At 35.4% G+C, this 23643-nt stretch carries 18 protein-coding genes; 2 read left to right on the top strand and 16 right to left on the bottom strand.

Features of this window, described 5'->3' with window-relative positions:
• Nucleotides 1–108: 108 nt before the first annotated feature.
• From QA584_RS26265 to QA584_RS26275, 3 genes are all read right to left on the bottom strand, one after another.
• Nucleotides 109–777: a 4'-phosphopantetheinyl transferase family protein gene (locus QA584_RS26265; protein WP_278272057.1), complete on the bottom strand. Its 669-nt coding sequence runs from the start codon at nucleotides 775–777 to the stop codon at nucleotides 109–111.
• Nucleotides 778–968: 191 nt separating this feature from the next.
• Entirely contained in the window at nucleotides 969–2183 is a 1215-nt protein-coding gene (locus tag QA584_RS26270) for a hypothetical protein (protein WP_278272058.1), read from the bottom strand.
• Between the two features lie 260 nt (nucleotides 2184–2443).
• Nucleotides 2444–2977 carry a nitroreductase family protein gene (locus QA584_RS26275; protein ID WP_278272059.1) on the bottom strand — a complete coding sequence of 178 codons (534 nt, stop codon included), beginning with the start codon at nucleotides 2975–2977 and terminating at the stop codon, nucleotides 2444–2446.
• Nucleotides 2978–3251: 274 nt separating this feature from the next.
• On the opposite strand from QA584_RS26275, the gene QA584_RS26280 reads away from it, so the two are divergent.
• Complete coding sequence (locus QA584_RS26280; protein ID WP_278272060.1) at nucleotides 3252–3848, top strand: TetR/AcrR family transcriptional regulator; 597 nt, start codon at nucleotides 3252–3254, stop codon at nucleotides 3846–3848.
• A 252-nt stretch (nucleotides 3849–4100) separates the two neighbouring features.
• Nucleotides 4101–4871: a helix-turn-helix transcriptional regulator gene (locus QA584_RS26285; protein WP_278272061.1), complete on the top strand. Its 771-nt coding sequence runs from the start codon at nucleotides 4101–4103 to the stop codon at nucleotides 4869–4871.
• Between the two features lie 225 nt (nucleotides 4872–5096).
• Here QA584_RS26285 and QA584_RS26290 read toward each other — a convergent pair whose 3' ends face one another.
• From QA584_RS26290 to QA584_RS26350, 13 genes are all read right to left on the bottom strand, one after another.
• Nucleotides 5097–7511 (bottom strand): GH36-type glycosyl hydrolase domain-containing protein, encoded by a 2415-nt coding sequence (locus QA584_RS26290; RefSeq protein ID WP_278272062.1) that lies wholly within the window; start codon nucleotides 7509–7511, stop codon nucleotides 5097–5099.
• Between the two features lie 375 nt (nucleotides 7512–7886).
• On the bottom strand, nucleotides 7887–11495 hold the full coding sequence (locus QA584_RS26295; RefSeq protein ID WP_278272063.1) for a carbohydrate binding domain-containing protein: 3609 nt from the start codon (nucleotides 11493–11495) through the stop codon (nucleotides 7887–7889).
• 246 nt (nucleotides 11496–11741) lie between these two features.
• Complete coding sequence (locus QA584_RS26300; protein ID WP_278272064.1) at nucleotides 11742–15176, bottom strand: TrmO family methyltransferase domain-containing protein; 3435 nt, start codon at nucleotides 15174–15176, stop codon at nucleotides 11742–11744.
• 311 nt (nucleotides 15177–15487) lie between these two features.
• Nucleotides 15488–16315: a MerR family transcriptional regulator gene (locus QA584_RS26305; RefSeq protein ID WP_278272065.1), complete on the bottom strand. Its 828-nt coding sequence runs from the start codon at nucleotides 16313–16315 to the stop codon at nucleotides 15488–15490.
• Nucleotides 16316–16356: 41 nt separating this feature from the next.
• The gene (locus tag QA584_RS26310; protein ID WP_278272066.1) at nucleotides 16357–16530 is read right to left on the bottom strand and encodes a hypothetical protein; all 174 of its coding nucleotides are present in this window, start codon (nucleotides 16528–16530) and stop codon (nucleotides 16357–16359) included.
• Nucleotides 16531–16602: 72 nt separating this feature from the next.
• Nucleotides 16603–17244: a DUF4304 domain-containing protein gene (locus tag QA584_RS26315; protein WP_278272067.1), complete on the bottom strand. Its 642-nt coding sequence runs from the start codon at nucleotides 17242–17244 to the stop codon at nucleotides 16603–16605.
• Nucleotides 17245–17575: 331 nt separating this feature from the next.
• Nucleotides 17576–18238: a DNA alkylation repair protein gene (locus QA584_RS26320; protein ID WP_278272068.1), complete on the bottom strand. Its 663-nt coding sequence runs from the start codon at nucleotides 18236–18238 to the stop codon at nucleotides 17576–17578.
• A gap of 191 nt (nucleotides 18239–18429) precedes the next feature.
• A complete protein-coding gene (locus QA584_RS26325) occupies nucleotides 18430–19173 on the bottom strand; it encodes an SDR family NAD(P)-dependent oxidoreductase (RefSeq protein WP_278272069.1) in 744 nt (247 codons plus the stop codon).
• A 51-nt stretch (nucleotides 19174–19224) separates the two neighbouring features.
• On the bottom strand, nucleotides 19225–20874 hold the full coding sequence (locus tag QA584_RS26330; RefSeq protein ID WP_278272070.1) for an ATP-binding cassette domain-containing protein: 1650 nt from the start codon (nucleotides 20872–20874) through the stop codon (nucleotides 19225–19227).
• A 66-nt stretch (nucleotides 20875–20940) separates the two neighbouring features.
• Nucleotides 20941–22479: an ABC transporter ATP-binding protein gene (locus tag QA584_RS26335; protein WP_278272072.1), complete on the bottom strand. Its 1539-nt coding sequence runs from the start codon at nucleotides 22477–22479 to the stop codon at nucleotides 20941–20943.
• 275 nt (nucleotides 22480–22754) lie between these two features.
• Nucleotides 22755–22919, bottom strand: a complete 165-nt coding sequence (locus QA584_RS26340) for a hypothetical protein (protein WP_278272073.1) — start codon at nucleotides 22917–22919, stop codon at nucleotides 22755–22757.
• Complete coding sequence (locus QA584_RS26345; RefSeq protein ID WP_278272074.1) at nucleotides 22906–23154, bottom strand: hypothetical protein; 249 nt, start codon at nucleotides 23152–23154, stop codon at nucleotides 22906–22908. The genes QA584_RS26340 and QA584_RS26345 overlap by 14 nt, the downstream gene beginning before the upstream one ends.
• Entirely contained in the window at nucleotides 23138–23326 is a 189-nt protein-coding gene (locus tag QA584_RS26350; RefSeq protein ID WP_278272075.1) for a hypothetical protein, read from the bottom strand. The genes QA584_RS26345 and QA584_RS26350 overlap by 17 nt, the downstream gene beginning before the upstream one ends.
• Between the last annotated feature and the right edge of the window lie 317 nt (nucleotides 23327–23643).

A 23643-nucleotide genomic window follows, 5' to 3' on the forward strand; every position in this document is an offset into this window, starting at 1 on the left:
CTGCCATTTATCAGACTGTAAAAATTATTGCTCTCAGCTTTACTTTGTTAAGTAAGCTATAACAATTTCAACTTTAAACTTTTTGTGACTTTAAAATTTCATTCTGATTTAGGTGTTTTCTATAAACTCTGATAGTAATATAGATACCTGATTTTCATTTAATTGTAAGAATTCCATATAATTAAATTCTTCTCTGTTACATACCGAAACCAAATAATCATTGATTTCAATGGTGTTAAACATCCTGCCTATCTGGGTATCGGTTACATCAAAGGTATTTAGAGGAATTGCTAGTCCTTTGCCAAGCCATTTGATATAGGCTTCTTTTTTAGTCCATATTTCATAAAATAACGTTTCCTGCTTTTGATTGTCTGACAAGATATATTGCTGCTCACCCTTACTGAAAAACCGCTCAGCAATTTGTAAGTCCGCTGCTTTATTTTTCTCAATATCAACACCAATTGGAGTTTCTGATAAACCAATTGCGATTGCATATCTTGTGTGGGAAATATTATAATGGAAGTCCGGATATCCAACTAAGTATGGTTTACCATAAGTATTCTTATCAAAAAGTAAATCAGAGTTTTTTAAATCCAATGCTTTACACGCAGAATAACGGACAAATAAATCAGAGAACAGGCTGAGCTTCTTGTCTATATCAAATCTAAATTTATCTATTTGTAATTGTCTCTTTGGTGACACAAACTTTATGAATTTCTCATATTCTTTCAAATTCTCATGTTCACTGAGCTCTATAAAATATATCGTTGTTTTCATAAATAAATCCTCTTGTCCATTCCATTGGGTTAAATATAATCGGAATATCTCCTTTAATAATCAAATAGAATAAATTTATTGAAGATGTGACAAACTTATCCATCTACTCAAATGATAAAGGAGATTTTTAAAGATTTTATGTAATAGCTTTAAGCTTTATTTGCTCATTATATTTATTGGTCGCGTCTCTATTATTCTTCTTTATATAAACCAACGGTAAAGGATTCAACATCGTCATGCATCATCTTAAAATCAAATAAGTAGTCCGCATCCCGCAATCCTGACCCGTACATATATACTTTTATAAAACCCTCGGGGTTACCATTTCTTTCATCTATAATTAATTTATTTTTTGTCTTGGATTTATCAAAATAAAAATGAATACTATCGTCCATACCATATTTATTCACTAGAAGTGGTGTACACACCACTGATACCGCTTTTCCGTCTATGGAATGATAGGTCTCTTTCTCCTTTTTAATCTCTTTTTCAGCAGGTATTTCTTTTAAATCTAAAGCATAAGCACGCTCATTCCAAACGAATTCTATGCCATTCATAGTCTCTGAACGATAACGGGAATAACTGCAAAATACAGTATCGTCGTAAATGTAAGTATCTGAATCTTCATCGTAATTTCTTACTCTATAGGAAGTGATAATATCACTTGCCCTATATCCATATTCAGGACCAGATAATCTATAATAAGAGCGATGTGATATTAAATTACCGTTATTATATCTATCCTTGCTGCGAAAATTAATTAGTGCCAGATATATATCAGATACCTCTGCTGCCGGAAAAAAGCCTTTGGTATCAATACTTCCGAAGTCCATATCACTGTCAATATATTTACATTCTAAATAAATATCGTACTGATTATTTTTAAATAAATCTTCTGCTGACTTGATGCCATATTCCGCAAAATTGACATTGTCACCGCCTATCAATTCTTCATATAAACCCTTCCGGTAGTAATGAAGTTCGATTTCATATGGATTATCAATAGATAAAGTATCTATTGCATAGTTTTTAAAATCCTCCGCAATCAATTCATCATTATAATTGTCGTAACATTGACCTGTTTCTATATTGGTAAAGACTTGAAACTCTTTTTTATTTACCAAGACGGAAACTCTTACATATGAACTGGGTCTTTTTGTAGCAAGAAAAGACAATTTATCATCATTCTTTATAATTAAACACATTTCAGACGTAACTTCTCCGCTTCCATAATTTAAATCTAAATACTCCTGTACAATGGTCTTGGCTAATGCTTCATTCTTACTTGCTAATTCCCTTTCCTCCCGTGACATACAGGCAGTTAACAACATAAGGCAAATTATAAGTAAAACACAACTAATCTTTCGTTTTGATACCGCATTCTTAATACCAATTCTTTTGTTCATTCTCTCACCTTTGTCCTCATAATCGTTTATTATTTACTGGTGTCTATGGTGCAGCGCTCTGATATGTATATTCTCTTTTGATATCCTATCAAAAAACTTCTGGGAAAACATACAATCCTGTAATTCAGGGTGTTATATAATTGTATATTTTTTTCCAGAAGTTTTCAACAGGAATCTATGCTTTTAGACAATAATAATTATTTAACTTATCAAGTCTTAATGCAATAAGTTAATTGTGATTATGAATTGATTTATGATGCTTACTTATTCTCTTCATTGTATTTTTCATACATTATTGTATCTGTAAGCGGTCTTCTTTCCGTGTCATGACGTTCTGGATTTAAAAAGCCTTTCTCAGGATATCCTAAGATCAGCAGTGCAGTAGGTTCTATGTAGTCCGGTATATCAAAATCTTTTCGAACAATTTCGGGATCAAACAGTCCAACCATAACACTACCGATATTCAGTTCCCTTGCCGCTAACATCATATGATCACAAATAATACCAATATCCAAATCACCTGAGCACTTTCCATCAAAGGGACGTATTAAGGCATTTCTTTTATCCTGACACACAATGAGAACACATGGTGCACCAAAAGTTTTATATGCTTTTTGCAGCTTGATTATATTGTCTGGCTGCTGAACAACAATAATTCTTTGTGGCTGCCTGTTACACGCTGTCGGTGCAACACGTCCGGCAGATAAAATATGAATAAGGTCGTTTTTCTCTATCGCTTTATTCTTAAATCCGCGTGTTGTACACCTGCTTTTTACCAATTCTAAAAAATCCATATTTTTTCTCCAATCTCTGTTAATAAAAGCTCTAGCACTTTGAAGCTTTATCATGCCAGACAGAACCATGGGTGGGTTCCTCATATCCCGCGAAAGATATTTTATGAAATAGATTCAACTTTCATATCAATCTAAAATGCGAATAATGCTTCATGTTTTTAGAGTAACATGATATATCTTGCTTGTCAATATAATGTGAATAATCCTTCGTATTATATTGACCGATTGCTGTATCAGAAGTATAATTATTCAATAAAAGAAAGAGGTAATGTAGATGAGTAAAGTAAGAAAACCCGTACAAAACCGGTCAATAGAAAAACTAGAGAAAATTTTAAATGTCGGTTTTGAGCTTTTTTGTGAAAAGGGATATTATGGAACTAACACCATAGAAATTGCGAAACACGCCGGTATCTCAATTGGAGCATTATATAGTTATTTCAAGGACAAGCGTGATATATTTATTGCTGCATTCGATCAATATCTCGATTCCCGATCTAAACTTCTATTTGAAAAACTTGAATCCTTACCAAACCCCTTTAACCTGTCTGATTTCATCGAAAATTGGATTTCTTGCTATGTCGATATATATGCTGCGGCAAATCAGGCTTTGGTAAAATTAAGAATGATGATGATAGAAGACGCCGAAATTAACCGGCACTTTTGCAATTCCGAAAATGATTACTTCTTAAAAATAGTAGAAATACTTATGAATAACGGCACATCTGCTGACAATTTATCTGAAAAAGTATACGCATCTTGTATTTTAGTTGATTCTCTGAACCGTGAAAAGTCTTCATTTCCACACAATAACTTGAATTATGAGATTCTAAAAGGTCAAATAGTTAATACAATCTATCATTTATTATCATAACAAATTAATTAATTTTAATGCAAACTTCATAGTTGTTTTTTCATTTGCATACTTGATAAAATACTTGATAAAATCATCCGACAATATTAATGTTCCTTTTACTACTTGACAGTGTGTAATCATGAAAGAGTTGTTTGGATGACCTGCTCCCATGCTATAAGCTAGTGTTGATTTTAAGTATTATTTTATGATAAAATAATACTAACTTAATATTAAACTTTATTATGCTGGTTTGCCTGGGGAGAACCTAATATGGATATATCAAAGGAATGGTATCGAAGTGAATTTATTAACCATGAAATGTTAGAAGGACACCGGATCATAGAAACGGAGTTTGCTTTTTATGATGCCATTGCCAATGGAAACCTGGAATATGTAAAAAAAGATTGTAAGCGGAATACCTTTACAAATCCGGCCGGAATGGGGAAGCTATCAGAAAAGCCCTTGCAGAATCTTAGATATCACTTTGTGGTTACCGCCGCTATGATTACCCGTTACTGCGTACATGCCGGAATGGAACAGGAAAAAGCATACAATTTAAGTGATTTTTATATCTACAAGATGGATGCCTGCAAATCAATTCCTGAGATTGCAAGACTCCACGATATTATGTGCCTTGATTTTTGTAAACAGATGTATATCCTTAGAAGCAGTCAGGTCCTGTCCAAACCTATTGTCCTTTGTATTGACTACATCTACAGTCATATTCATTACCGAATTACCATGAAAGAACTTGCTGATTACTTAAACTTATCTGAAAGTTATTTATCCAAACTGTTTCACAAAGAGATGGGATTACCCATCAGCCAATATATTATCGATCTGAAGATTGAAAAGGCAAAAAACCTATTACAGTATTCAGAATATAACATCATTGATATTGCAAACTACCTCTCCTTCTCTTCCCAAAGTCACTTTATACAAGTATTCCAGAAAAAGACCGGACTAACACCTCACAAATTCCGCACAAAGAATTTTAGAATGAAATGGGATAGTATAGACCCAAAGAAACAGAGAACGTAATCACATATTTATTTGCAGAAATATTACGGAATCATGATAATCTTGTTGTTACCAGCTATCAAGCAGTTACACCGGATAATAAAGATTCTATAGTATACATAGATATTGTATTCAATAATGTCAGATGAATATATTAATATTAATAAAGAACCAAGAAATTCTTTTGATTATCACCTTCAAAAGTCTTTCTTGGTTTATTAATTAATAACCTATCCAAATAGTATACTAGGACATAAAAAGTACAATTTCTGTTTGGTCCTCAAGTAATTCTGCCGGAATATAATTACCTTCTAATTCTTTTCCATTTACAATCATTTTTTTACATCCGCTTTCCACATGTCCTGGATTCTTCACTTGAATATGAAGCTGTCTGCCTCTAAAATCCTTTTTGATTTCGAAAGCATCCCATGACTTAGGTATAGCAGGCTCAATTTTTAATCCATAGAAGTCCGGGCGAAGACCAAGAATACCCTCCACACAGCCTACCATAACCGTGGACGCGGTTCCGGTAAGCCAGTGAACATGGGAACGTCCAAAATACGGGCTTGCCTTTCCTTCTGTGAACTGACCATAGCAATATGGCTCCAGGGTACGGATTTCAGCCTGTTCATTCTGCGCTGCCGGTGCATTTTCCATAAAATAGGTAAAGGCTCTTTCTCCTTGTCCTCTCAAGGCTTCTGCAAGAATGATCCATCCCTGAGGCTGAGAAAAAATCCCTGCATTTTCTTTGGAACCCGCATTATAAATTACCCCCAGGGCACCTGCAAAGGCATGTTCATGATAGGGGGGATCCATTAAAATTGCACCATATTTGGTATTTAACTTATGAAATACATTATCAAGGGCTAATTCCGCCTGCTCTTTTTTAGCATATCCACTGATTACGCTCCAGCTTTGGGGATTTAACCACATATTTGCTTCTGGATCGGTCCTTTTTCCAATTACCACTCCAGTATCCGTAAAGCCCCTGATAAACCGGTCTTCATTCCAGCATAAGGCTTCGATTTTTACTGCTAATTCTTTCTGCTGTTTATTTAAGTAATCAATATAATCCGTATCACCTTTATACTCAGCAAATTTTTTCATTATTGTCATGGCATAATAGAACTGAAAAGCTACAAAGGTTGACTCTCCATCTTTGCCAAGTCTCAGACAGTCATTCCAGTCCGCATATAAACCTGCCGGCATTCCGTGAATACCTGAGTGCTTTATGGAAAAATCAATGGCGCGCTTTAAATGTTCATAAACGCTTCCTTCGTCTTTATTGGCAAAGGGAATCACCTCATCGATAAAGGCAAGATTTCCGGACTCAGCCACATATTTATAAACCGTTGGGAACAGCCATAATGCATCATCTGCACGGTACTCAGGATGACCGGTTTCTTTTACATAGGAAGCATCCTCCGGTGTATCCTCATGACCCGGTTTGTGGGTAAATTTAACAAGGGGAAGTCCAGCACCATGGTCTACCTGTGCGGATAGCATAAAGCGGATTTTCTCCACTGCCATTTCCGGTGCTAAATGTATTACCCCCTGGATATCCTGTACGGTATCCCGGTATCCGTATCCGTTTCGCAGACCGCAATAGAAAAAGGAGGCAGCCCGGGACCAGATAAAGGTCATAAAACAGTTATAAGAATTCCAGGTGTTAATCATGGTATCAAATTCCTGGCTTGGGGTTTTTACCTGAAGATGGGAAAGTTTTTCATGCCAATAGGAAATCAACTCGGATACTTCTTTTTCACAGGTCTCAGCAACCTTCTGATACTTCTTAAGAATTTCCTTACTTTCGTCTTCGTATTTCATTCCCAGTATAAATGCCATATTTATAGTCTCACCTGGCTGCAACACAAGCTTAGAAGATAATGCTCCACAGCTATTGCCATTGTAATTCATTTCTCCGCTTAGTTCTCCCTTTTCTACCCCTATGGGATTCCCATATCCACGGTAATTTCCTAAAAATTTTTCTTTATCTCCACAGCAAGAAGTAACCTTTGAACCTGCCAAACCAAAAAAACGTTCTGTAACGATTTTTTCATCTACATCTTTCCCGTCTTCCAAACCATCTAAATTACCATGAATCAACTGACGAATCTGGTTTTCTCTAAATTCTGTTCTGGTAATAAACATGGAATATTGCAGATTCACCTGATCCTGTTCGTAATTACTGTTATTGGTGAATTCAGCATAGCCTGTAATTGTTACTTCTCTCTCTTTCTCTGACTCATTGGTCAATTGTAACTTCCATACCTCATAGGCTTGATTCAGTGGTACATAATAACATACTTCTGAATGAATACCACTGTAATCTGCAATCATTCTGGTATAAGCCGTACCATGACAGCATTTGCTTTTATAAGTGCTTAAATCCTTTCCCACCGGCTGCCAGGAGGCCGACCAGTAATCTTTGCTTTCATTATCCCGAATATAGATATAACGACCTGGCTGGTCAAAGCTATTAAATATGTAGCGCAGAATTCTTCCATTCGCACCTGATTTTGCAAAACTGTAACCCCCCGCATTGTTGGAAATAATAGCTCCATATTCTGGGGAACCCAGGTAATTCGCCCATGGCGCAGGGGTATCCGGTTTCGTTATTACATACTCTCTTTTTTCATTGTCAAAATAACCATATTGCATGCCTTTTCTCCTTTTATAATTTATTATTATGAATACTACTGTTTAAAACTTAGTTTTTACAATAGTCTCATATATCCCCTTTTCCAGTTTTTAAAACAAAGCGTCCGTTTACTGACCCTTTCACACCTGAGCAGACCTGGCTGCAATAACTTCCTCTCCACAAGGTACACTTCCAAAAGCGGAGCGTTTTTGTGTAATAGAATGCATTTTCCTCGTATGTCTATTGCATGAAAAGATAGTAATCAGATAAAATACCTGACTACTATCTTTTTACTAAATTTACTTTTACTACAGATTACTTTCACTACAGATTACTTTTACTACAGGTTACTTTTACTACAGATTACTTTTACTATAGATTACTTTTACTACGGATTACTTGCTGACCTTAACTAGGGATAGCTTTGATAAGGTAATCGCAGATGCCGGTGTCTCTACACCCTCTATCTTTCCCATTGAAATATAGAAATCTGCCGCCGGATCCTCCTTATTCATGGTAAATTCATAGGATACACTCTTTGTGACATTCCCTTCCAGAGTAATATCACTGCCGCCGTAAAAAGCGTAGGATGTACTCATAACTCCGGATTTAATCACTCTTGCTTCCGTAGACATTACGTCAAAGGTTACTTTGTAGGTTTGCCCATCTTCCAGGGGGATACCGCTTTGCTTTAATTGTATATGCCAGTCCGCAGTTCCAGGATTGGTAATATGATAGGTAATGGCACTGCCGGATACTGTATGTACAGCCGCTGCCGGTATCCAAGTTGCAATGGTTTCAATCCAGTTTGTCAGGTCGCCGGTTGCAAAATCTGCATTTTTTAACATATTTTCACCAGCCCCAATTTCCGGGGTTTCAGGTGCGTCCACCTTTACCAGGCTGATATCATCAATGCATACCCTATGCTGGGTTGTAATCACTTCACCGCCAACTGCTCCAAGGGCAAAGCATAAAAATGCCTGGGGATCTGTATCTGCTGTCATTACGAATTCTTTTTCAAAGGTCTGATAGTTGCTGGTAAGTGTTACGATATTCTCACCGGAATAAACCGCCCAGCCTTTATCTTCCAGACCCTGCATAATAACTCGGATTTTTCTTCCTAAATCAGATTTTGCTTTAAAGGTTAATTTATACCATTGTCCTTTTTCCAGGGGAACATTATTCTGCTTTAACTGGATTTTCCAATCTTCATTGCCGGTATTTTTAATGGTAATATCCGCAGCATTATCTTCTGTAATACTATCCACCACACTGGCTGCCTCCGCAGAAGCATCTACAAACCATTCATAGCCTGCAAAGCCTGCGTTAAAGGAGCCATTTTTAATCATTGCGTCTTCTACCAGTCTTACATTATCAAGATAAGTGGTACCCTTTTCTCCCAGGTAGAAAGCTATGTTTTTATTTGTCAAGACTGCCGGTAACATGATTTTAAATTCATAGGACTTATTATCCGTTGTGAGACTAGCGAGGTATTCTTCTCCAGCAACTACAATTTTTATATCCCTTGGAGCGTCTGCCTGCGCATCAAAGCTTAAAGCATAATCTTTACCGCCTGTAATTGCAAGCTCGGATTGAGCGACTAAAACATCCTCCGGTTTTGCTCCATCGTTTAAAACCACTACCTTTAATCTGCGGTCGTTATTCTCATTGGTTACTGAAACCAAAGCATTCGAAGGATTGGTAATCTCCCAATAACCAAGTCGTTTCTCCCCTTCCTGAAACCCTCCATTATAAATATAATTGCCGTCTGCTAAAATGGTTTTCACTTCTTTTTCATTGGGGTCTGGTGCCTTCGTCTTCTTAATTGACACCTTGCTGATATAAATATCTGCTGATGAGCCGCTAGCTCCCATGTTAAACTCTAACCGGCCATTGGCATCTGAATCACCTTCCATCTTAAACTCATAGGTATAAGATTGGTTTTCTGTAGTTAAGCCAACCGTTTTCGAGTTCATATACTCTGCATAGCCGCGGTCTGGTGCCTTTACTGCGGTTTTTAAACTTCTTGCCTGGGAGGCTCTCGCATCAAAGCTGACGGCGTAAGTTGCTCCCTTTTCAAGTGGAATGCCCGCTTGTACCAACTGGACACTGTAATCCGCTGTGCCTTCCTTGGTGGTTGTAATTTTTATTTCATTACCTGCAATGGACGCTGCTGCTTCTCCCCCTAAGGCAGTTAACCATTCCCAGTTAAGCTTATCATTTAAAGCTTCTGGTATTGAAAAATCCCCATTATTGACATAGTTTCCGTTCACATCCGGGTCTCTTAACACAACTTCCTTAACTGGTTTTGTTACATCTTCATTGTAACTGTCCTTTTGATATGCTTTTACATAATCTATCGTATACGCTGCATTACTAAAATCTGTGGAAGCATCCGGATTGCCTACCCAGCTTCCGCCTACAGCAAGATTTAAAATCATATAGAAGGGCTGGTCAAAAGGCGCCGGATAGGTTAAGGTTCCTTGTCCCACCGTAGCAGAATACCAGTCACTTTCTTCGTGGTACAGGATGCCGTCAAGATACCATCTGATTTTGCCGGGTTCCCACTCGCAGGAGAAGGTGTGATAATTATCTGCAAAATTATCTCCTGTAAGCATATAAGTTCCTTGACTTTCATTATGGGGATTACCATAATGAAGGGTTCCGTAAAGCTTATCCGTCTGTTGTCCCATAATCTCCATAATATCAAGCTCACCGCATCTTGGCCACTGACCATAGAGATTCTCATCTGCTGCCATCATCCAGAAAGCCGGCAGAAATCCCTGCCCGGCAGGAACTTTGGCTCTTACCTCAAACAAACCATAGGTAAAATTATGCTTATTCTGCGTATTTATTCTTCCTGATGTATAAGAAACTACTCCGCCCTCATTTGTTTTGATTGGCTTAATTACCAATTTACCATCTTTTACAGATATATTCTCATCGGAGTCTGCATATTCCTGTAACTCACTATTTACCCAGCCTGGTGCGTGGGTTTCAACATTCCAATCCGCTCTGTTTAATGCGGTTCCATCAAAATCATCCGACCATTTTAATTGATATCCATCATAGGATAATTTTACCTTTTTTATTGTTACATTGCAAGCAGCATTTAAAGCTGTGCCTTGCACCGTTGCAGTAATGGTTGCAGTACCTTCTTTTACTCCGGTTACAACTCCCCCTGCACTCACCGTTGCCACCTCATTATTAGAACTTGTAAAAATGACTGTTTTGTTTGTCGCATTTACCGGCAATACCGTTGCAATAAGTGTTGCAGTATCTGCTTCATTCATTGTGATTTCTGACTTGTTTAATTTAATTTCACTGGGGTTTACTACCACTGGGTGGGGATTCGTTACAACATCCGGCGGGTTCACCACTGCCTCGTTGCTTTTTGGCGGTTCCACCACTGTCACTTGGCAGACCGCTATTAATTTTGTGTTCTTAAGCTTAACGGTAATTGTCGCCGTACCAGCCTTTATACCCTGAATTACTCCCTTGGAAGAAACCTTCGCAATGTTCTCATCCGAACTGCTAAACAAGAGGGTTTGATAACTAGCCGTCTTAGGCGATACGGTTCCCTTTATTGTTATTGTCTCTCCAACCTTTAACGTTGCACTGGTCTGGTTAAGGGTTAATTTTGCTGCCGGTGTTTTTACTGTTACCTTGCAGGCAGCCTTCATTTTCGTTCCCTTAATGGTTACGGTAATGATTGCGGTTCCGTTTTTCATTCCTTTTACCACACCCTTAGAGGTTACGGCAGCAACCTTCTTATTACTGCTGGACCATACAAGCTCCCCCTTGTATTTGGTGTTATTCTTCTTTGCCTTCAAAGTAACCGTCTTTCCTTTGATTAGTGTGCAGGAAGTCTTGCTTATTGTAACCCCTTTTACCTTTGCTGCTGCCGATACTTGTATCACCTGTAATCCTATCATAGATACAAACACAATAACCGCCATCAGCAGAGCAATCCATCTCTTAAAATGCTGTTTACAACTACCCATAAGTTTCTTCTCCATTCTCCTTTTTTGGTATGTAAAATAATACCAAAACAACCGACTATAAAATACAATAATCATGTTATAAATATTATAATAATGTCCATCATAATAATTATGGATTATGATTCAGAACTTACATCACCTCACTATTCTCTCTGGTATTCACTCTGATATTCTCTCTGGTGTTTCTCTGGTATTCTCTCTGGTATTCTTTGGTATACCTGCTTATTAATAGAATCTCCGGGCTATTCATACAGCTCCTTGACTAATCACATACCCACCATCATTTCCAGCTCCTGGTCCAAGTTCAATTATCCAGTCACAATTATTTACGAACTGCTTATTATGTTCAATGGAAATGACTGTATTTCCGTTAGAAATCAACTCTTCTAATAATTTCAGTAAATTCTCAATATCAGAAAAATGTAATCCAGTGGTTGGTTCATCTAACAGATATAGAATATTGCCATTTCTTTTTGTATTCAGCTCTTTTGCTAGCTTTAACCGTGCAGCTTCTCCACCTGAAAGTGTAGATGTTCCCTGACCGAGTTTTAAATATCCAAGTCCAACTTTCTGCAACGATTTTAAAACCTGAACTGCTTTTCCGGATTCACCGAAGAATTGAATTGCTTCCTCCACAGACATATCAAGAATTTCATCAATTCGTTTACCTCTGTACAAAATGGAAAGAATATTCTTTTTATACCTTTTCCCCTTACAATCCGGGCATTGTACCAAGGTTCCTTCTGTATATTTTACCTTGATTTTTCCTTCCCCCATACAGGTATCGCATTGTCCGTACGGGCTATTAAAGCTGAAATATTTATCATCCCACCCATTCTGAAGGGATAACGTAGTTGCTGCATATTCACCACGAATAAAATCCATAAAACCAATATAAGTAGCAACAATAGATTTTGTTGTCTTTCCTATTGGCAATTGATCTACCAGAACAGCCCCGGTAAATTCCCTGCTTCCTTGTGCACGGCTGTAAATCTCTCCCTTCATTAAAGAGGATTTACCACTTCCACTTACTCCGCATATACAGGTAAGTGCCTTTTTCGGGAATTGTATACTTATATTTTTCAAATTATTATAGGTCAGCTTTTTCATATGAACGAACTCTTGGTTTAAAGGGAGTGTATTCTTTTTAGAAACTTTTTTGAGGATTCCTTCGTTATTCATGTACTTACTAATTTGTGTACTCTTGTGAGTAAGCATAGCTAAAAGAGTTCCTTCCCCAACCAGCCTGCCCCCCCTTTCGCCTGCCAGGGGTCCAATTTCAATAATATTATCTGCAATCCGAATCATATCTTCATTATGCTCTACCATAATAATTGTATTTCCTTCCTTTACAAGCCCTTGAATTAAATTTATTATTTTTGCATAATCAGTTGGATGTAAACCTTTTGAGGGTTCATCAAAAATATATAAAATGCCTGAGATATGATTTTTAAAAGCTCCAAGCAATTTCAGCCGTTGCCCTTCTCCGCCTGATAAGGTACTCGTTTCCTGGCTTAACTGTAAATATCCGATTCCCAGTTGTATCGCAGCCTTAGAAATTTCAATCAATAAACTGACAGCAAATTCTATCTTTTCATACTCGTTATCACTTAATTCTTCTATTAAAGACTCACAAAATTCTTTTATTTCATAAAATGTCATTTTGGCAGCTTGGGGATATCTGATTTGATGAAGGGTTGCTATTCTTCCTTCCATGCCTAATCGCTCTCCCTTGCAGGTATTGCAGATAGTTTTTGTCATATATTTATTGATACCGCTGGAGGTTGAATTCTCTTCATAGCTTCGTTCTATCATTGGGATTATTCCTTCTACCTGACGCTTTATTTCGCCTTTTCTTCCATTTTTAATATTATGATAGTGATAGGTTACCTCCTGTTTCGTGCCATACAGCAATGCCTCTTTATATGCTTTCGGCAGCTCACACCACGCCTTTTCTAAATCTACATTTCTCGCAGCAGCAAGACCAAATACCTGACCCTTCATCCAATTGGCATTTGGATTTTCTTTAAAAGCTCTTAATTTCCCATAAAAGGAGGAAGCACCATCTAAAAGAGATAATTCCGGGTGATCTATCACCTTATTTTCATCAACTATGACGGTTTTTCCTGTTCCATTACAAACCGGACACCTGCTATCTGAATCCATGTAACTAAAAGTAGCTGGTGTCATTTGAAACAGCAGTTTATCACAGTGATAACATTTTTGCTTTGTTTGAAACAGCAGTCTTTCTTTTTTATCTAGTTCTGCATAAAATGCTCCTTCCCCATCTTCTAAAGCAATCTCAACCTTCTTTTCTAAAGATTCTCCAACAATTAATTCCTTGGAACGATTAAATATTTTAACCTTCTCATTGCTTCTTAAAACGGTCAGAATCTTCTCTCTGGATAGAGGAATGATTTCATTTCCACAAGTTGGACAATGACGCACCGATACACTGGCATAAATATTTCTTAAATAATCATATGCATCTGTGTAAGTTCCGACCGTTGAAAACGAATTTCCTTGTATTGCATTCTGGTTAATTACTACCGCAGGAATACAACCAGTCATTTCATCCACCTTTGGGGTCGGAAGAATACTATTGCTATGACTTAAATATTCCATCCTCCTTCTACACTCCGCATAAATTGTATTATTTACAAGACTTGATTTCCCACTTCCGCTAACCCCCACGACTGCTGTTATTTTCCCATAGGGTATACGAACATGAATACCCTTTAAATTATTTTCTCTTGCTCCATATACTATGATTTCTCTCTGCTTAGGAGCTACTGTTTTTTGTTCGGTCTTACTTTTTTGTTTCGTTCTCTGGCGGGTATTACGATCAGATAAATAATTAATTAATTTGCTGTCTATTAACTTTATTTCGTTGGTATCTATATTGGGAATTGCTTCATCAAAGGATTTTGGCCAGTGCTTAAGCCATGCCGGAATTCTGGCATCTAGGACACAATGCTCTCGGGAGTCATATTCACTTATTCCAAGACATGGCGTCTTGTCAAAACTCTCTATACCATTTATATATATTCTTTTTCTCTCAATATCAATATTAATAATGCGGGCAACCGTCATTGCGATAGGATTGGGTCTGACGGGTGACCGTGTAGCAAAAATTCCACTTCTCGGCGCATCCTCATAAGGCGGGTTGCACTCTGTGATACCCCTATACCGATCCGTATCAAACTTATGAAACCACCAGAAAACGGTAATATACCTTCCAGCAATACTTATCATATTAGTTAACTGAATGTAATTATCTCCATTTACATTTCGGATTTCACCAATGGTATTGACTTCATAAATTAATGAATCTTCCTTCTTTTCAACTTCTATATAATTTTCTGATTTTTTTGATAAATATACTGTGGGTTTTACCGTATCCTCACTCGGAAAATACGGCTTAATATCAACCAATTCAGCTTCCTCATATGTATCAAATATTGTAGATGATACAATACATCCTTTTTTTAAATCAATTTCTTTGATTTTAAGGATAACTTTATTCATTTTACTTTTTTCAGTATTACCAGCTATAAAAAAGATATGAATATGGCTAAATTTATCTACGTGTTTCAATGCTTTTTGAAATTTTTGATTAACATATAGGATGGTTTTTTCATTGGAAAACTTTACTTTCCCAATCGGTTTTATTTTATACATATTTACACCCAATGCATATCGCAGGTAACTTGCGATACTGCCACAGAATAAAATGTGAAACAAGCTTTCCCGTTGAAAGTAATCTTTCAACCTTTGAAACAATCTTAGCGTGGCATCCTTTCTATTCTTATATTTTTTTCAGCTTCCCGTTATGTTATGTTTCCGCTTCTGCGGTCTCTTAAACAATAAAGGAAAAAAATTTATTCTGCCACTACTATAAACCATCACACCGTGTGAGGGTCAAGAAAAAAAAGAGCAAAAAAAGAGCAAAAAAGAGCAAAAAAGAGTAAAAAAAAGAGCATCTCTGCCCTTTAGCTTGAAGTATATATCAATGGTATTTGTAATTCTGTTATGTATTCCTCCGGATTTTTTGTATGACACCATGAAATATGACATACTTGTCTATTTTCTCCGTGCATTTGATATTCATTATGCCGTTCCAGCCAGTATGCGAATTCTTTATAGGCACGGCTAATATTATCATATGGTCCATAAATCATAAAACAAGCTGCCATATCTACTTTCTCAACCTGCCGATAAATAACCTCCTTATTTTTCACAGGTATATTCAACTCCTCTGCTACCACACATAGTTCAATATCCACATCCTTTTCCCTATAATCAAGATCATGGTAGATTGAAAAACTCTGTAGTTTATCTATATTCCTGACATTATTAAGAACCTCTCCAAATTCCTTCCATAATATTGACTCGTAATAGTAATCCGGAACTATTCTTCTTATTGACATGACATGCTGCATTGGTAAGGCTTTCCTGATAATCTCAATCGTTAGTTCCCTTTCCTGATTATCAAGATCAGATAGCAGTCCCTGTATTTGCTTTAATTTCCTTTTCTCTGATTGAATATTTTCTTCTGTCTTTTTCATTTGCTCCATAAGTGTAATTTTTATATTTTCTGAATTCCATGTCTCTAACAATGCTTTTATATCTTTTACACCAAAGCCCATATCTCTTAATAATACAATTCGATTCAACTGATCAATCTGTTTCGCAGAATATAACCTGTACCCATTTAGATTGTCAATCATGCATGGTTCCAGTAATTTCTGTTCATCATAGTACCGCAGCATTCTTACGGATATCTGTGTAATTTTAGAAAATTCCCCGATTTTAAACATTTCATTCTTCCTTATAAAATATTGTCCTGTAAACGTCTATGCTACTTAGAGGTAAAATAGCGGACTATCTTCGACCTCATATCACCATCTGGATATGCGGAATACTGTTCCATACGATCAACCCAGTCTAAATGGACAAGTATATCCTCCTGAGTCAAACCGCATTCCTCCTGCCAATGGGACCATTCGGCTACGGATTGCATCATAATTGCCATTTTAAAAAAATTCAGAATGTTATTTTCCTTCTGCTCATAACGTTTCTTTTTCGTCTGGTACAGCAGTTTCCATTATTCGATATTATGTACATCCAGCAGTGCGGGAACCACATACTCTTTAAAATCCTGTCTAATCTGAGTCAATATATTCTCAATTGGTTCATCCGTGGGCAAATAATTGCGATATCCGTCAATCTTATACATATTCCCGCTGCAATTGTGTGACAGCATACCCCCATAAGGCAGAAAATCAAACTGGCTTAAATCTTTCCCCTGATTATAAATCCATTGCTCTGTAATTTCTGTTCTAATATCAGATTTTTTTGTAACACTTATATAGAAACCAAAACAAGCACCCGTTAAACTACTGTTCCACTGGGAATTCTGCATATGAATCAGCATCCAGGAATCCTCCAGTTCCTTAAACCAGTCTTGACGCCTGTTTTTAAAGCCCGCGGACTTTAACAGTGGCTTTACTACTTCACGAACTACAAGATCACGTTTTTTTACCGGCTTCATACTGACTTCTTTTTCTTTCCTGGCCTGATATTCACACCCATCTTCTTCGGTTATATCAAGTATTTCACGTAATTCCTCCGAACCTGGACCATCAGGTTTAACCACTGCTTTAAAATAATATTCCAGTCTTAAGTCCTTAGATTGTTCTCTCAATATGTTTAAATCATTCTTGTATATATCCTCATTAGTACCCATCTATAAACCCTTCCTCTATTTTACGCATTCGTAACAAATAATACAGAATTATGTATTAATAAATTCATTTAGATTTTCTATTGGTCTTATCAGCCTGTTTATTTTCTTTTCTCTTGCAGTAAGGCAGTGCATGATATTTATTGTTTTTATGATATTCTATACAATCCTTGCAATTTCCGTGATGTACACATTTTATTTTTTTACAGGTACATTCCGGTAAATTATTTGCATACATTGAACTCTCCTATCTGATCCTATTTTCTAATACCACAACTTATGGTGTGCCAGTCCCATATATCAAATATTATACCATCTAGATAATTCCATATCACTACTTATCCATTAAAATTTCTCTGTCTACTTTATCCATTTTTTCTAAGGCATATCTAAAAGCGGTTCTGGGCATAATTTCCTTATTCTTTAATAAGTAATCATAAACTATTTGTTTTTCTTTTATTGAGTATATTTTTAGCATCCAACCAAATCCTTTTTTAACCAAATCATGCTCATCTTTCATTAAAGCATCCGCTATTTTTAAGGGATCGAAACTAACATAGTTACCTTGCGAGATTGCGGGAATTAAAATAACTGCGGAGGCTCTTCTTACCCAAAATTCCTTATTACTTGTCCATATAAAAGCTCTTTCATACAATTCTGGATATTGTATAAGCAATTCAGCAAATGCATGTGTGCAAAAATCATCGCAATCCCCCCACCCACTTACGTATTTTAATAACCACGATTCAAAAGTAAGAAAGTTCTTTTGAGTATACTGTTTTCTGACTCTAAATGCCCAATCATAAGCTATAACACCTAATTCCCAGTTATGACATTCTAGCAACTGCTCACAAAGATTAAAAATTGTATTAATCTCCTTATCATCAAATGAATGGTATATTTTGGCGGAAATTTTTCGTATTGTATTTGTTTTTAATACTGGCTCTGCGGACATTTCATATAATTCCTTTTTCACTATATTTACTATATTATTCATTCTTGTTACCCCCTCATATAATAGTTAATAGATAATACTGGCTATTATCTGGTCCAAAACAAAACAATATAACTCCTCACTGATTGATAGAATAATTAGAATTATGAAAAATCTCCCACTATTTTGAAAGGAGTTATATATACACATATAATTATCTTCAATAGTAATTGACAGCATCGATGTTCTATCTTTTACATAATTCTGGAATCAATATTAAATACTTGTCCGCTAACTCCGTTTATTTCATCAGAACATAATACTGTTGTAAAAGCAACCAGATCATTTAAAGCATATTTATACTCCAGTGTACTCCTTCTTTTTGCATCGAATTTCTTTTCAGTAATATTCCGGTTCAGATCAGTTTCAATATACCCTGGGCAAATAGCATTTACCGATATGTTGTATTTTCCCAGTTCTTTTGCTAGAGATTTCGTAAATCCTATCATACCTGCCTTTGATGCCGAATAATTAATTTGTTTTTCACAGCCGATAATTCCTTTCAGGGAAGCTACATTTATAATTTTTCCATATTTCTGGGTAATCATTTCATTTGCTACATACTTTGTACAGATAAAGGCACTGGTTAGGTTAACTGTTAATACATCATTCCATTGAGAAGTACTCATATTTATAATGTCGCTATCTCTGCATATACCCACATTATTTATTAGTACATCAATCTTTCCGAATTTTTCTTTTGCAGCATTACATAATCTTATCACTTCTTTTTCCTTGCTAACATCAGCTTTAATAATAATTGCGTTACTTAGGGCCATTGGCTTACTTTGACACATTGTTTCCGCTTGTCTGTCATCCTTATGATAATTAACAACCACTATGGCACCATTTTCCATAAAAGACTCAGCTAAAGCTTTTCCAATTCCCTTAGTAGATCCGGTAACTTTAATTACCTTGTCTTTAAGTGATACCTCCATTTATATCCTCCTTCGCACTTTAATCAGTATTCATGCTATGGAACATAATATTTATACATATTTTTCTGCTTGGGCAATAAACATTTTCTTATATAAACCACCTAATCGCATTAATTCGTCATGCTGTCCCACCTCTACAACACTTCCATTATCAAAAACATAGATTATATCCGCATTTTTTGTAGTTGATAAACGATGAGAAATCATAATTACTGTTTTTTGTTCTGAATAGTTTGATACTGTTTTATTAAAATTGTATTCAGCCAGCGGATCTAAAGCACTGGATGGCTCATCCAAAATAATATAATTCTTTTCTTCATACAGCACTCGCGATATAGCCACTTTTTGCTGCTGCCCCCCCGACAGACTTTTATCGTTAATATCAAATTCATTTGTCAGCCTTATATTTAAATCATCCGTAAAATTGTCATTTAAGAAAAATCCTGTATTCTCCAGTGTGGCACGCACTTTATCCTGCAGACTATGGTCTACAGCTTGGTCCATAATTACATTTTCAATTAACGGCAATGCATAAATATTAAATTCCTGTAAAACAGTTCCGAAAACTTTTCTGTAACTTTCCAAATCAATTGTCTCGATTGGCTGCTGACCTAGTTTAATTTGTCCGCTTTGTAATTTATAAAGCCGTAACAGTAATTTCACAAATGTGGTCTTGCCTGCACCATTTGTTCCGACTATTGCAATTTTATTGCCATAGGGAATGTTCATACTTATATTTTTAAGCGCAGGTTCAGTGTTATTATAGTATTTATAACTTACATCTTTTATATCAAAATTATCTTTCGTGCCACTATCAAATAATACACCTTCTTGCCATTCCTCCCTGGTATTTAAAAATTTTCTGATATCATCAATGTAATTTGCTAACTTACTGAATTTCATTATTGAACTCTGAAGGCCGCTTATATTACTGCTAATAGAACTTGATGCAAAATATAACGCAGAAAATCCACCAATTGTCAAAGTTTTTAAACTAATTACCTGGAATAGTAATATTCCATTATAAATTAAATTTCCTAAAACGAATTCCAGTAGATATTCCGGCAGATAGAATATTTTATTAATATACTGATTTTCTCTTTCAAACCTCCTTTTTTTTATATCAACGCTATAGGTAAATTTCCCATTTTTTATGTTATTGATTAAGGATAAAATATAAGTAATTAAAATAATTACCAATCCAGGAGTGGATAACTTTACAAATAATGCACCTAACAACGCTACACTAACAATATTAGCCATTATATCAACCATATTATTAAAACATTCCGATAACTTTTGTTCACTGTTTATCATAGCATCATGGTATTTTGAATAAAATTCGGCATTATCATAATTTTCGGCATTTTGATGTTTAGATACGGTAAATAAATTACTTTGCATAATACTGTTTAATTTTTCTGTTGTTTTTGGCATATAATAATCTACCAAAAATCGATCAATAAAGGTTACTATAACTGAAAACAGAAAAACACCGGTAATGATTGCTATAACATTTTTAAATTGTTTTCCTTTTTCAATATTATCAATAACAAACATAAGGGAATACTGTAAAAGAAGTACAAAACTTACCCGTTGTAAAATAGTATTAAACATTGTAAGGAAAGAATAGACGGGGGCATGTTTATAGTAAAATCTTAATACAAAAAAATTATTTTCTAAAATACTTTTCTTTGTCATCTTACGCCTCCATTGCATAGCTGGATGCTTGTAAACGAAACATCTCTGCATATTTCTTATTCAGCTTCATAATTCCTCATGGTTTCCTTGCTCAACTATTTTTCCATCTTCCAGTAACAAAATCCGATCAACTTTTTTAGCAAATGACATCCGGTGCATAATAAATATAGTTGTCATATCACTGCTTAATTCAAGCAGCTTATTTAACATATCCTCTTCACTTAAGGGATCCAATGCCGAAGTAGGTTCATCAAAGATGGCAATTGATGCTTTTTTTGCATACGCTCTTGCAATTGAAATTTTTTGCAGCTCTCCTTTTGAAAAATTTACACCTTCCTCGGAAAATTCTTTTGTTAAAATACTATTTATCCCATTTTTATATTTTTCTATCTTTGTTAATAATCCTGAAAATTCCAGACTCTTTTTGACTTCGGTGTCGTACTTCTGATTCGTACTCCTGCAAATAATATTTTCAGCAATTGACATAGCAAACAACTTTGAATTCTGTTCTACTACTGTAAATAACTTCCGGTATTCTTCTATGTTATATAAACTTATATCATTATTATCAATAAGTATTTTGCCACTGTCAGGTCGGTATAATTGAAGTAATAAGCTGGCCAAGGTTGTCTTGCCTGCTCCATTCTGACCGACAATTGCAATTTTTTCTCCCTTATGTATTATCAGGTTTAAATCCTTAAATTGGAATTGATTCTCTTTTCCATAACTAAATTGCACATTATTAAATTCTATGGTATTCTTAAAATCATTAATTACCTGCTCACCAAATTCCTCCTTTTCATTGCTATATTTCTTCAGGTATAAATCAATATCATAAATGTACCGTTTACTCTCATCTAAAGTAACATAAGAATTTGCAAGTTCGGAAATTTTATCACTTAAATTAACGAGACCTATTAATAAGACTGATATATCCGATACCCCCATAGTCTTTGTAATCATAACTTTGTATACACCATATGCTAAGATTAAACTAAAAGGAATTCTATTTTTACATAATTCAAACAAGGAAGAGAGTTTCACACGCTTTTTTCCACTTTTAATGTTAACATTATTTATAATTGTAATTCCTTCATCATACAGCTTCCTTAACGCATTACTTATTCCAGTCATTCTAATTTCATAACTATATTTTTTACTATAAAAACATCTTTTTACATATTCTTTCCGAATGGTACCCTGGAGCTTTTCCATGTCTGCGTCATACTTTTCCTTATTATACTTTTTTCCAATAAACCAAGTTGTACTAACAGGTAAAACCAGTATAAGCAAACCAGGTTTATCAATGGTCCATAATACGGAAATAACCAGTAAGCACATAAGTAACTTTCCAAACAAGCCGGATAAATTGTCCAGAAAATTAATAATCTTACTCTGCGCCGTATTCATTACTTTTTGATACTCTTCATAATGCTTTGGATTTTCCATTTGTTTCAAATCCATAGAATTTATCTTTTCAAAAATTAATTTACTGAAATTTCGTTCTATCTTACTACACTCCACCGGTCTGCTAAGGAGTTCGTACCAGCCACTGTAAAACCGGATTACTCCAATTAATAAAGCGATTCCCAAAAAGCTCAACAATATTATTTCATACCTGACATTGTGGTCAATACAATACAATAAAAATCTTAAATAAACAACAGAAAAAAAAAGATATTCTATACTGCAGAAAAATTGGTATAATATTGATATTTTTGTAAACTTTTTTATTCTGCCGTTATATTCTTCCAGCATTTAAATGCTTTACCTATCTTTTTATTATCCCTCTTTTTTCTCACTTATTTTATCCCTCTAGATACATAATAATAGTTTATTGTATATATTTACTATTATTTTCCATTATAATCAAATTTTTGTCAAGGTGTACTTTTTATCAGGGATTTTTTAGCTCCGAAGCATCGTTCCAGCAGATTATATAAGTTGTACATGCTTATTTCTTTATCTTCATTCTGCTTGTCTATTAAATCTTTTAATATACTTTTATCATATAAATTTAATTTTCTGCTCTTAAAAACATTCATTGATTGCTTCCGTAATGTTTATATTTCCGCAATCAATCCATACCTGATGTGAGGATTGAAAATATACTGTTAACCCATTTTCTATCATTGTTCCTGCCAAAGCTTTTGCGTTATCTACAACATGTTTTGCATAATTTTGATAAAAAATTTTCCCTTTTTCTAACATAAGCGCCAAGGATGCGGTATCCCCAATATGGGTATGGGCTAAATCTCCGATTTCATAACGGTGTATCAAAATAATTGAGCCCGGTTACTACAACTTTTTTTGATTGGATACCCTGCTGTATTGAAGGAATCAATTCCACAAATACATTGTCCTCTAGTATATGAAGGTGTCCGCACTCACGGCTGGCGGCAATAAAGTTAATTTCATTTGAATTATACACACAGCATAATTTGATCGCCAAATACAGCCTTAATCGCTTTTGCCTGCCATTCCAGACAAGGCTCGCTATGCAGTTCGATATACTTAAACTTATAAAACAGGTTCTTTAATGGACCCCTCATTTCATTTTGAAAAGCCTAAATAAAAAAGAAGCGATGCCTATCCGTCATAAGTTGACCGAAAGACTTCGCCTCTTGATTTTATTTACTTTTTCATCGGGTTAATTATTGTTAGGTTTGCATTTTATGAATTTCAGCATTAACTAACAGCCAAGCTATCTGGCAGAATGGAAGTAATAGCTTAAGCGTATTCAAGAACCATCTTATAATGCTTATTTTC

The organism is Anaerocolumna sp. AGMB13025 (genome assembly GCF_029689925.1).
Taxonomy (GTDB): domain Bacteria; phylum Bacillota; class Clostridia; order Lachnospirales; family Lachnospiraceae; genus Anaerocolumna.